The organism is Rhizobium sp. WYCCWR 11146 (genome assembly GCF_013591995.1).
Taxonomy (GTDB): domain Bacteria; phylum Pseudomonadota; class Alphaproteobacteria; order Rhizobiales; family Rhizobiaceae; genus Rhizobium; species Rhizobium indicum.
Genome location: NZ_JACCEY010000039.1, coordinates 133,918 through 145,446 on the forward strand (window position 1 = coordinate 133,918; position 11,529 = coordinate 145,446).

Annotated in this window: 8 protein-coding genes; 3 read left to right on the forward strand and 5 right to left on the reverse strand. The window is 62.4% G+C overall.

The window, feature by feature from the left end; genetic code table 11:
- Positions 1-26: 26 nt before the first annotated feature.
- The 5 genes from edd to HX899_RS32845 all read right to left on the reverse strand — a co-directional run bounded on the left by edd (position 27) and on the right by HX899_RS32845 (position 6,992).
- On the reverse strand, positions 27-1,850 hold the full coding sequence (gene edd / locus HX899_RS32825) for a phosphogluconate dehydratase (protein ID WP_181294427.1): 1,824 nt from the start codon (positions 1,848-1,850) through the stop codon (positions 27-29).
- A 77-nt stretch (positions 1,851-1,927) separates the two neighbouring features.
- Positions 1,928-2,626 (reverse strand): 6-phosphogluconolactonase, encoded by a 699-nt coding sequence (gene pgl / locus HX899_RS32830; protein ID WP_181294428.1) that lies wholly within the window; start codon positions 2,624-2,626, stop codon positions 1,928-1,930.
- Positions 2,627-2,636: 10 nt separating this feature from the next.
- A complete protein-coding gene (zwf, locus tag HX899_RS32835; RefSeq protein ID WP_181294429.1) occupies positions 2,637-4,112 on the reverse strand; it encodes a glucose-6-phosphate dehydrogenase in 1,476 nt (491 codons plus the stop codon).
- A gap of 134 nt (positions 4,113-4,246) precedes the next feature.
- Positions 4,247-5,545 carry an FAD-binding oxidoreductase gene (locus HX899_RS32840; RefSeq protein ID WP_181294430.1) on the reverse strand — a complete coding sequence of 433 codons (1,299 nt, stop codon included), beginning with the start codon at positions 5,543-5,545 and terminating at the stop codon, positions 4,247-4,249.
- A gap of 10 nt (positions 5,546-5,555) precedes the next feature.
- Positions 5,556-6,992 (reverse strand): glutamine synthetase family protein, encoded by a 1,437-nt coding sequence (locus HX899_RS32845; RefSeq protein WP_138334344.1) that lies wholly within the window; start codon positions 6,990-6,992, stop codon positions 5,556-5,558.
- Between the two features lie 88 nt (positions 6,993-7,080).
- Between HX899_RS32845 and HX899_RS32850 the strand changes: the two genes are divergently transcribed.
- From HX899_RS32850 to HX899_RS32860, 3 genes are all read left to right on the forward strand, one after another.
- A complete protein-coding gene (locus tag HX899_RS32850) occupies positions 7,081-8,301 on the forward strand; it encodes an NAD(P)/FAD-dependent oxidoreductase (RefSeq protein WP_181294431.1) in 1,221 nt (406 codons plus the stop codon).
- 141 nt (positions 8,302-8,442) lie between these two features.
- Entirely contained in the window at positions 8,443-8,586 is a 144-nt protein-coding gene (locus HX899_RS32855; RefSeq protein WP_012756101.1) for a hypothetical protein, read from the forward strand.
- A gap of 313 nt (positions 8,587-8,899) precedes the next feature.
- Positions 8,900-11,431, forward strand: coding sequence for a HAMP domain-containing methyl-accepting chemotaxis protein (locus HX899_RS32860; RefSeq protein WP_181294432.1), 2,532 nt, complete (start codon positions 8,900-8,902; stop codon positions 11,429-11,431).
- The last annotated feature ends 98 nt before the right edge of the window (positions 11,432-11,529 follow it).

The window sequence follows — 11,529 nt, forward strand, 5'->3', positions numbered from 1 at the left end:
TTTTTGTTTGCCACAAGCCATCACGCTCAGTGGTGGAAGAGCACGCTCGCACCCTGGTCCGAAGGTCCGACGGCGCGGCGGAACGGCGCGAAGAGCTCGCGGCCCATGCCGAATTCATTGTCGGAGAGATCGACGACGACAGGTTCGCGCTCGGCCAAATCCGCGGCATCGACGAGCAGCTCGAGCGTGCCCTTGATCGCGTCGAGGCGAATGATGTCGCCCTCGCGAATGCGGGCGATCGGACCGCCGTCGACCGCTTCCGGCGTGACGTGGATCGCCGCCGGCACCTTGCCGGAAGCGCCGGACATGCGCCCGTCGGTGAGCAGCGCCACGCGGAAGCCGCGGTCCTGCAGCACGCCGAGCGGCGGCGTCAGCTTGTGCAGTTCCGGCATGCCGTTCGCCTTCGGGCCCTGGAAGCGCACGACGGCGATGAAATCGCGGTTGAGCTTACCTTCCTTGAAAGCGTCCTGCAGCTCCTGCTGGCTGTGAAAGATGATTGCCGGGGCCTCGATGATGTGGCGCTCGGGCTTGACGGCGGAGATTTTGATGACCGCCTTGCCGAGATTGCCGCGCAGCATCTTCAGCCCGCCATTCGCCTGGAACGGCGTTTCGATGCTGGAAAGCACTTTGGGATCGACGCTTTTTTCCGGCGACGGCTCGCGCAGGACGGCGCCGTTTTCACCGAGTCGGGCATCGACCGTATAGGCTTGGAGACCCTGGCCGAAGACGGTGCGCACGTCGTCATGCACCAGGCCGTGTTTCAAGAGTTCCTTGATGAGGAAACCCATGCCGCCGGCTGCCTGGAAATGGTTCACGTCGGCAAGCCCGTTCGGATAGACGCGGGCAAGCAGCGGGACGATTTCCGAAAGCTCGGCAATGTCCTGCCAGGTGAGGTGGATGCCGGCTGCCCGCGCCATGGCGACGAGGTGCAGCGTATGATTGGTCGAGCCGCCGGTCGCATGCAGGCCGACGACACCGTTGACGACCGAGCGCTCGTCGATCATCTCGCCTGCCGGCGTGAATTCGTTGCCGAGCGCGGTGATCGCCAGCGCCCGCTTGGCGGCTTCGCGCGTCAGCGCTTCGCGCAGCGGCGTGCCGGGATTGATGAAGGACGAGCCGGGCATGTGGAAGCCCATGATCTCCATCAGCATCTGGTTGGAATTGGCGGTCCCGTAGAAGGTGCAGGTGCCGGGGCCATGATAGGATCTCGATTCCGCCTCCAGCAGTTCGGCGCGCCCGACCTTGCCCTCGGCGAAGAGCTGGCGCACGCGCGACTTCTCGTCGTTCGGCAGGCCTGTGGTCATCGGACCGGCCGGAACGAAGATCGACGGCAGGTGGCCGAAAGACAGGGCTGCGATCACGAGGCCCGGCACGATCTTGTCGCAGACGCCGAGGAAGAGGGCGGCATCGAACATGTTGTGCGACAGGCCGACGCCCGCCGACATGGCGATCAGGTCACGCGAGAACAGCGATAGCTCCATGCCCGGCTGTCCCTGGGTGACGCCGTCGCACATCGCCGGCACGCCGCCGGCCACCTGCGCCACGCCGCCTGCTTCGGCTGCTGCCTCGCGGATGATCGCCGGATAGGTCTCGAACGGCTGGTGGGCCGAGAGCATGTCGTTATAGGCGGTGATGATGCCGAGATTGGGGATGCGGTCGCCGGCGAGCGCATCCTTGTCGGCGGGGGAACAGACCGCGAAGCCATGGGCAAGGTTGGCGCAGCCAAGCACCGAGCGCGCGACACCCTTGGAAGCGGCGGCGCGCAGGCGTTCCAGGTAGCGCTCGCGGGTTGGTTTCGAGCGTTCGACGATGCGATCGGTGATCGCAGAAATGCGTGCATGAGCGGACATGGAAAATCCCTGCCTTGTTCGTTGTCTCTATCTGTTTCGGCGGCTCTGGCCTGAATCTCGGTCGAGATGACGGCGGATCAGGGAGCCCAGTAGATCTCGACCGGGGAAGTGGCCCGGCGCAGAACGGCGCGGATCGGCATTTCTGCCTCGTCACCGCTGCCTTCCGCCTTGGCGAGAACGTCTTTTTTGCCTTCGCCCTCAATATGGAGAACCAGGAGTGCGGCATCCTGAAGACTGGAGAAGGTGAAGGTCAGGCGCGGCTCGCCGGCTCCTTCCGCTTCCATGGTGATGATGCCGCGCGGCGTCGATGCATCGATCGCCTTGGCAAGATTGCTGCCGCCGGGAAAGAACGAGGCGGTGTGTCCGTCGCCGCCCATGCCGAGGATGACGATGTCGAAGGGTGAACTGATCACCCTGGTCTTCTCGGTTGCGAGACTTGCCGCCTCCTCCGCGGAGGCCGCATCCTGATAGAGCGGCAGGAAGTGTGCCGCCTTTGCCTTGTTCTGCAGCAGATTGGCATCGACCAGCAGATGGTTCGAGCGCGGATTGTCGGCCGGCACGAAACGTTCGTCCACAAGCGTGATCGTCACCTTGTCCCAGGCGATGTCGCGCGTCGAAAGCGCCTGGAAGAAGACCTTCGGCGTGGAGCCGCCGGAAACGGCGATGGACGCCGTTCCGCGGGCGGCAATCGCCGCCGAAAGTGTATCGGCGACCTTGTCGGCGAGACTGCCGGCGAGGTCTGCGGCGCTGGCGAAGGAATGCAGGGTCGATGCCATCGATTTCGTCCTAGATTTCGTCATGCCAGGTGCGGCCGTCACGCTCGATCAGCGCGATGGCCTGGCTCGGTCCCCAGGTGCCGGCCGTATAGCCCTGCACCTGCTGGCCGGTCGTTTCCCAACCCTTGAGGATCGGATCCACCCATTTCCACGCGGCTTCCACTTCGTCGCGGCGCATGAACAGCGTCTGGTTGGAGCGGATCACGTCCATCAGCAGGCGCTCGTAGGCGTCGGGATTGCGGACGTTGAAGGCCTGGGCGAAGCTCATGTCGAGCGAGACGTTGCGCAGGCGCATGCCGCCTGGACCCGGATCCTTGATCATCAGCGACTGCTTGACGCCCTCATCCGGCTGCAGGCGGATGATCAGCTGGTTGGCGTTGATGCGTCCGGCCGCCTGGTCGAAGATTGCGTGCGGGATTGGCTTGAAGGTGATGACGATCTCGGACATGCGCCCGGTCAGGCGCTTGCCGGTTCTTATATAGAAGGGAACGCCGGCCCAGCGCCAGTTGTTGATCTCGGCCTTGATGGCGACGAAGGTCTCGGTGTTCGAGACGCCGCCTTCGAGCTCTTCGAGGTAACCCTTGACCGGGCCAGCGCCCGATGCGCCGGCGCGATACTGGCCGCGGACCGTCGCCTGCTCGACGTTGGAGGCATTGAGCGGCTTCAGCGCGCGCAGCACCTTCAGCTTCTCGTCACGCACGGCTTCCGAATCCATCGACGAGGGTACTTCCATCGCCGTCAGGCAGAGCAGCTGCAGGATGTGGTTCTGCACCATGTCGCGCAGTGCGCCCGCCGTGTCGTAATAGCCGGCGCGGCCTTCGAGGCCGACCGATTCAGCCACGGTGATCTGCACGTGGTCGATGTAGTTGGCGTTCCACAGCGGCTCGTAGAGTGCGTTGGCAAAACGCAGCGCCATCAGGTTCTGCACCGTCTCCTTGCCGAGATAATGGTCGATGCGGAAGATCTGCTCTTCCTTGAAGGCGCGGCCGATCGTGTCGTTGAGCTGCAGCGCCGAGGCGAGGTCGCGGCCGATCGGCTTCTCGACGACGATGCGGGTCGACTTGGTGATCAGCTTGTGGTCGTGGATCTTCTGCGAAATGTCGCCGAAGATGCCGGGCGCAACCGCCAGGTAGAAGGCGCGCACACGATCCTTGCCTTCGTCAAGCAGCTTCTTCAGCTGATCCCAACCGGCATCCGTGCGGGCGTCGACCGAGACGTAGTAGAGGCGGGCACAGAATTTCTCCACCTCCGCCTCGTCATACTCACCCTTCTTCAGGTGCTCATTCAGCGCGTCCTTGGCGAATTTGCGGTATTCCTCGTGCGTCAACGGGCTGCGCGAGGCGCCGATCACGCGGGTCGGTTCGCTGAACTGGCCTTCGATCTGGCGATGATACAGCGCGGGCAGAAGCTTGCGTTCTGCAAGGTCGCCGCTGCCGCCGAAAACGACGTAATCAAAGGGCTCAACGGGAATGATTTGGCTGCTCATGAGCTTGTCTCTCAATCAGGCTGGTTGGCGGCCCTTTTAATCTAATCGATTTAAAAAAGCCAGTGTGCAGTGCAATGAATCTCTCAGGAACTGGTTTTAGAGCGAATTTCCGGAAGAGGAAATCCGCAATCGGACTAAAACTTGTCGCGAAGTGCAAACCACGACAAGGCAAGGAAAAGCAACGGTGCGCGCATCCGGGCTCCGCCGGGAAAGGCTGGAATATCGAGCGATGTGAAGAGATCGAGATCGCCGGATTTTCCAAGCACCGTTTCCGCATAGAGCTTGCCACAGTAGTTTGACAGCATGACGCCATGGCCGGAATAACCGCCGATCGAGATGACGCCGGGCATGACCTCGCGCACGAAGGGCTGCCGCGGCAAGGTGATGCCGACGCTGCCGCCCCAGGCATGGGTGATCTCGATGTCCTTCAGGTCGGGATAGATCTCGGCGATCTGCCGGCGGATGTGCTCTGAAATGTCGCGCGGATTGTCCGAGGTATAGGCCTCGCGCCCGCCGAACAGCAGGCGGCCGTCGCCGAATTTGCGGAAGTAGCGCACGACGAAGCGCGAATCGGCCACGGCCTCGCCGCCTGGCAGTATATCGGGATGGCCGTCGAGTGGGGCAGTCGCGCCAATGAAGGAGCGGATCGGCATCACATGGCTCGCCGTCACCGGTTCGAGGTCGCCGATATGGCCGTTGCAGGCGATCAGAGCGCGCTCAGCGGTGATCGTCCCCCTTTCGGTTTCGATCGTCACCTTGCCGCCGCTTTGGCGGATCGCCGTTGCTTTGGTCATCTCGAAGATTTCAGCACCGGCATTGGCAGCGACCCGCGCCAGCCCGACCAGCAGTTTCAGCGGATGAATGTGGCCGGTGCCGACATCGCGCACGCCGCAATGGAAACGCTTCGAACCGAGCCTCTCTTGCGTTTCCTCCTCGTCCATGAAGCTGAGATGCGGATAGCCGTAGCGCTCTGCGGCGATTTCAGCATTTTCATAGTAGTCGCGTTTGTAGCTCGCCTTGTGTGCGACATTGAGCTGGCCGGGCACATAGTCGATCTCGATCTGACGCTCGCGGGCGAAATCGATGAGATGGCGCTTGGCCGCCTCGGCAAGATCGAACAGCGCCTTCGAGCGTTCGTAGCCGACCTTCTCCTCAAGTTCTTCCGGCCACCATCGCTGACCGGTGCCGAGTTGGCCGCCATTGCGCCCGGACGCCCCGTCGCCGAAGCGGCAGGCGTCGATCAGGACCACCGAAACGCCTGATTTGGCAAGATTATAAGCGGCCTGCAGGCCGGTATAGCCGCCGCCGATTATGGCGACGTCTGATGTTCTCGAGCCGTCGAGAGCGGGGTAGGTGGGGCGGTCCCCGACGGTTGCCTGATACCAGGACAGCCCGGGCGCGATCGGGCTCTGCCACGTCTCCTGCGATGCCATGATGCTTCCCTCACACGTTGAGCAGAAGGAATTCCCGCTCCCAGGGGCTGATCACCTGCATGAAGGTTTCGAACTCGCCGCGCTTGACGCCGGCATAAAGGCCGATGAACTGCTTGCCGAATATCTCCTCGAAGGCGGGTTCGTCCTCGAGCAGCGCCACGGCTTCCAGCAGGCCGCGCGGCAGGTCGATCGAACCCTCATTGGCCGAATCCTCGGTCGGCGCCGTCGGCTCGATCTCCTTCATGATGCCGAGCAGGCCGGAGGCGAGCGAAGCGGCGAGCGCGAGATAGGGATTGGCGTCCGAGCTCGGCAGCCGGTTTTCCACGCGCCGCGCCTGCGGATCGGAGACCGGGACACGGAAGGCGGTCGTCCGGTTGTCGTAACCCCAGGCATTGTTGACCGGGCAGGACATATCGGGCTGCAGGCGCCGGTAGGAATTCACGTAGGGCGCCAGCATCGCCATCGCGCTCGGCACGAATTTCTGCATGCCGCCGATGAAGTGGAAGAATTCCTTCGAAGCCGAGCCATCGGGATTGGAGAAGATGTTCATGCCGGTCTCGATATCGACCACCGACTGGTGGATATGCATCGCCGAGCCCGGCTGGCCCTGCATCGGCTTGGCCATGAAGGTCGCGTAGATGTCGTGTTTCAGCGCCGCCTCGCGGATCGTCCGCTTGAACAGAAACACCTGGTCGGCAAGTTCGATCGGATTGCCGTGGCGCAGGTTGATCTCAAGCTGCGCCGGTCCCTCTTCATGGATTAGCGTATCGATCTCCAACCCCTGCTTCTCCGAGAAATGATAGACGTCGTCGATCAGCTCGTCGAACTCGTTGATGCCGGCGATCGAATAGCCCTGGCCGCCGAGGATCGAGCGGCCGGACCGGCCTTTCGGCGGGTGCAGCGGATAGTCGGGATCGTCGTTCTTGGCGACGAGATAGAATTCGATCTCCGGTGCCACGATCGGTTTCCAGCCGCGCTCATGATAGAGGCTCATGATCCGCTTCAGCACGTTGCGCGGCGTATAGGGCACTTCGCCACCGTCCGAATCGACGATGTCGCAGATCACCTGCGCCGTCGGGTCGGTTTCCCAGGGCACGACGGAAAGCGTCGAAAGATCGGGCATCAGCTTCAGGTCGCTGTCGCGCGGCTCGTAGCGGAAGCTTTCCGTCTCGTCGGGATATTCGCCCGAAATCGTGTGCCGGTAGATCGCCGAAGGCAGCGCCAGCGAGGTGTTCGAGGTGAATTTCGAGCTCGGCATCATCTTGCCGCGCGCAACGCCGGCAAGGTCCGGCGTGATGCATTCGATGTCTTCGATGCCCCTGTCCCTTAGCCACCGCGCTGCTTCCTTCCAGTTCGCAACGCCACGCAGGGATCCGGGTTCCGGGGGAGTTTTCTTCGAGGCGGGTACGTTTCTGGCAGGCTTGAGCGTCGTCTTTTTTGGGGACATGACACACCGGTTTGTATTGATCGTGACGCCATCATAACCAGACTTTGCCAATTGGCGAGGGGTGGCAAACGTTGACTTTCGCCCTTTGATGGAAAAAGAAGACGCGGGTTTGATCGGGGAAACGGGTTTGCAGCGCAAAAGCGACGTTATCGTCATCGGCGCCGGAGCGGCGGGCATGATGGCCGCCATCCGTGCCGGAAAACGCGGCCGCTCGGTCGTCATCCTCGACCATGCCAGGGCGCCTGGCGAGAAGATCCGCATATCAGGCGGGGGCCGCTGCAATTTCACCAATATCCATGCCGGCCCGAAGAATTTTCTCTCCGCCAACCCGCATTTCTGCAAGTCGGCGCTTGCCCGTTTCACGCCCGCCGATTTCATCGCCATGGTCGACCGCCACGGCATCGCTTGGCACGAAAAGACGCTCGGCCAGCTTTTCTGCGACGATAGCGCCAAAGATATCATCCGCATGCTGCTGGCGGAGATGCGCATGGCCGGCGCGGTGCTGCATCTCGGCACCGAGATGTCAGGCGTCGAAAAGACCGAAGCCGGGTTCCGGGTATCGACGAGCGAAGGTCACTGTGAAGCATCGTCGCTGATCGTCGCCACCGGCGGCAAGTCGATCCCGAAGATGGGCGCCACCGGCTTTGCCTATCGCCTCGCCGAACAATTCGGCTTGCCCGTGCTCGAAACCCGACCCGGCCTCGTGCCGCTGACGCTCGATCCCGGCCTGCTGGAAAGCATCGCGTCGCTCGCCGGCATTGCCGCCCCGGCCGAAATCCGCCATGGCAGGACCGGCTTCCGCGAAGCGCTGCTTTTTACCCATCGCGGGCTGAGCGGCCCCGCCATCCTGCAGATTTCCTCCTATTGGCGCGAGGGCGACGAGGTGGTGGTCTCGATCGAACCGGATATCGACATCGCCGCCCATCTGAAGACGGCAAAGCAGCTCAATGGCCGACAGTCGCCGCAGACGGCACTCGGCGATATCCTGCCGAAGCGGCTGGCACAATTTCTCGTCGAACGCGAGAAAATCTCCGGCAACATGGCTGACCTGCCCGACAAGGCGCTGCTGCGTCTTGCCGCCGGCGTCCAGAACTGGGCGGTCAAACCGTCCGGCTCGGAGGGCTACCGCACCGCCGAAGTGACGCTTGGCGGCATCGACACGGCAGCGCTCGATTCCCGCAGCATGGAAGCAAAAGCCGTGCCCGGCCTTTATTTCATCGGCGAGTGCGTCGACGTCACCGGCTGGCTCGGCGGCTATAATTTTCAGTGGGCCTGGGCCTCCGGATTTGCCGCGGGCGAATGGGCCTAGAAAAGCCGATTCAAGACTTCTTAATAGAGGTGCGCCATCCTGTCTCAATTGGCGGTTTGTAAGGTCGTTCCTAAATTAAGCTTTACCGGCAAGCCGTTTTGTTGGATTGTTGTTGTGTCAGAGAGAAGTGAGGTTTCGACCATGAACAGAAACGCACGACGCGCCCGCGCCATCGCAATTGCCGAGGCAAAGCCGAACGCTCGAATGGTCGCCCTGCGCTATCTGATGCTTGCAGCCGGCGCCACCGCCGCCAGCCTCGCGCTGCTGCTCTCGCACTTCATCTGATCGCGTCCGCAGGCCTGGAGCAAACGTTCCGGCATGGTGATCACCTCACCGCGACGACGCGGCCCATAATTTTGCAACTATTTCACTGCCTTGGCTTAACCCGCCATCACTGCTTATCCGAAAATTAATATCTAATCTGACACAATTGCCCGCGAATATTTGGGCATTTCCAAGTTGTTTGGACATGAACTGGCAATGACTGCCGCCTGGCTTCCGGGTTCCCCAATGTAAAATAAGAACAGCTCGATGTGCACCCGGCTGGCGCCATGTGGCCGCCTGCGGGAGGAGTGGTGTATGAAAGGCCCGGAACGCCATGTTGATTGATAAGATTCTTTCCCGCTTCAGGATCAAGACGAAGGTTCTGATCTTCGTTCTGCCTTTCGTTGTCACCATTTCGGCGGTGGGCCTGACCGGTCTCTACGCTTCGGGACTTCTGCAGGGCCGCATGGAAATATCCAACAGCGTTCTGCAGTCGCTCAGCGGCTTCAAGGATCTCTATGGTTCGATGGATGATTTCCTGCGCGTCACCAGCCCTGAGGCGCGCGACAAACTGAGCGCGGATCTGAAGACCCAGCAAGGCGTGCTCGACCAGACGCTGAGCCAGGTCGGTAACGAGGCCGCTGGCCGCGACAGCCTTGCGGAGGCATCGCGCCGCACCAAGGAAATTTCGGGCGTCGTCGACAAGCTGTGGGCCTTGCACGAGCAGGAACAGGCATTGCATGAGCAGATCGACGCGGCCCAGAAGAGCGTGATCAGCACCCGTTTCACCGTGTCCTACCAGGCCGAGCAGTTGCAGAGCACCGTCCAGAGCGACGAGAGCGCCGCCACCAGCACCCTTCGCACGGCCGACCGCCTGCTGAAGGGCGGCGATTTCCTCGGCACCGTCGCCAGCGGCTTCAGCAAGCCGCAGACACCGCAGGACAAGATCGCCTTCATCAACGAACAGATGCCGGAGATCATCAAATCGCAGCGTCTGATCGCCATCTCGGTTCCGAGCAATCAGAAGAATGTCATCGACGCGCTGGCTGCGACCATCGACGGCATCAAGGCGATCGTCCAGACGCCCAATCCGACCGACGAGACCGCCACCGAACTCGGCCGTCTCATTTCGCGCTTCCGCCAGACATCGACCTATACGCAGCTGACCGCAACGCAGAAGATGCGTGACGCGACCCAGGAATTCGCCGCGCTCGACGGCCGGATTGCCCAGGCCAACTCGGTCCTGCAGGATACGAGGCGTCTCGAAAATTCCGTCTATTCGCTTCAGATCGTTCTTTCCGACTTTCTCGCCGACTCCAGCAAGGAAAATCTCGTGCGCCTGCAGCAGCAGGCCGGCACGCTCGGCAAGGACATGCAGGTGCTGGTCACCAGCGCCAAGGGCATGGGCTTTGCCGAAGGCATATCCGGCGCGATCCAGCCGGCGCTCGACGTCATTTCCGGCGGCGGCTCGAAGATCGTCGACACGATCGGTCAGCGCGTCACCGCCTATGCCGCGGCCCGCCAGGAACTCGACCAGATCTGGAAAAAGCTGACCGATTTCGCCGAGCTGCAGAAGCAGACGGCCGGCACCGAGCGCACCCAGGCAAACAGCATCTCCGTCATGACCACCGGTCTCGGCATCCTCTTGTCGATCCTCGGCGGCATTGCCCTGGTGCTGACGCTGCAGCGCCCGATCAGCCATATCACCGGCGCCATGCGCCGCATCGCCGAAGGGGCGCTGGATACCAGCATCTCCGGCGAGCAGCGCCACGATGAAATCGGCGACATGGCCCGCGCGCTCGGCATCTTCAAGGAAAACGCCATCTCGAAGATCCGCATCGAGGAGCAGAGCGACGAGGAACGCGCCGCCGCCGAACACGAGCGCCAGCGCAACGACGCCGAAAAGCGCGAGATGGATCGTCAGATCGAATTCGCGGTCAATGCGCTTGCAGCCGGCCTCGAACGCATGTCGCAGGGCGATATCTCGACGACGATCGAAACGCCCTTCATCGGCCGTCTCGAACAGCTGCGCCAGGATTTCAACGGTTCGATGATGCGCCTGCAGGCGACGATGAGCCAGATCCGCGACAATGTCGAACTGATCCAGGGCAACGGCAACCAGATGGCCCAGTCGGCCGAGGACCTCTCCAAGCGCACCGAACAGCAGGCTGCCTCGCTCGAAGAGACCGCTGCCGCCGTCGATCAGATCACCGTCACGGTCCGCTCGTCGGCCGAACGCGCCAAGGATGCCGACCAGATCGTCCGCCAGGCCAAGCGCAGCGCCGACGATTCCGCCGTCGTCGTCAGCAATGCGATCGACGCGATGAGCCGCATCGAAGGTGCCTCGCGCCAGATCGAGCAGATCATCGGCGTCATCGACGAGATCGCCTTCCAGACCAACCTCCTGGCGCTCAACGCCGGCATCGAGGCGGCGCGCGCCGGTGAAGCCGGCAAGGGCTTTGCGGTGGTCGCGATGGAAGTCCGCGAACTGGCCCAGCGCTCCGCCGCCGCGGCGCAGGAGATCAAGGGGCTGATCAACAAGTCGACCAACGAGGTCAATTCCGGCTCGCAATTCGTGCAGGAGACCGGCACGGTGCTCGCCAAGATCAGCGCCCAGATCGTCACGATCAGCCAGCATGTCGAGATGATCGCCCGCGCCAGCCACGACCAGTCCAGCGCGCTGCAGAGCGTCAACGCGACAGTCAATCAGATGGACCAGATGACCCAGCAGAACGCCGCCATGGTGGAGGAGACGACTGCCGCCAGCCGTGAACTGGCCGACGAGGCCGGTTCGCTGCGCAGGCTCATTCAGCAGTTCAAGATCGACGGCGAAGCCACCGGTGCGCCGTTCTACCGCGCCGCCTGATCATCGACCGACCCGTGTTTATTCGAACGGCCCCGGACTTTCCGGGGCCGTTTCTATTTATTCCGCAGAAATCGCGATCTGGTCGGATTGCGAGCGGC

Excerpts from the sequence above, each read along its gene's own strand:
- edd (WP_181294427.1), bottom strand. The coding sequence starts at position 1,850 with ATGTCCGCTCATGCACGCATTTCTGCGATCACCGATCGCATCGTCGAA.
- pgl (WP_181294428.1), bottom strand. The coding sequence starts at position 2,626 with ATGGCATCGACCCTGCATTCCTTCGCCAGCGCCGCAGACCTCGCCGGC.
- zwf (WP_181294429.1), bottom strand. The coding sequence starts at position 4,112 with ATGAGCAGCCAAATCATTCCCGTTGAGCCCTTTGATTACGTCGTTTTC.
- HX899_RS32840 (WP_181294430.1), bottom strand. The coding sequence starts at position 5,545 with ATGGCATCGCAGGAGACGTGGCAGAGCCCGATCGCGCCCGGGCTGTCC.
- HX899_RS32845 (WP_138334344.1), bottom strand. The coding sequence starts at position 6,992 with ATGTCCCCAAAAAAGACGACGCTCAAGCCTGCCAGAAACGTACCCGCC.
- HX899_RS32850 (WP_181294431.1), top strand. The coding sequence starts at position 7,081 with ATGGAAAAAGAAGACGCGGGTTTGATCGGGGAAACGGGTTTGCAGCGC.
- HX899_RS32855 (WP_012756101.1), top strand. The coding sequence starts at position 8,443 with ATGAACAGAAACGCACGACGCGCCCGCGCCATCGCAATTGCCGAGGCA.
- HX899_RS32860 (WP_181294432.1), top strand. The coding sequence starts at position 8,900 with ATGTTGATTGATAAGATTCTTTCCCGCTTCAGGATCAAGACGAAGGTT.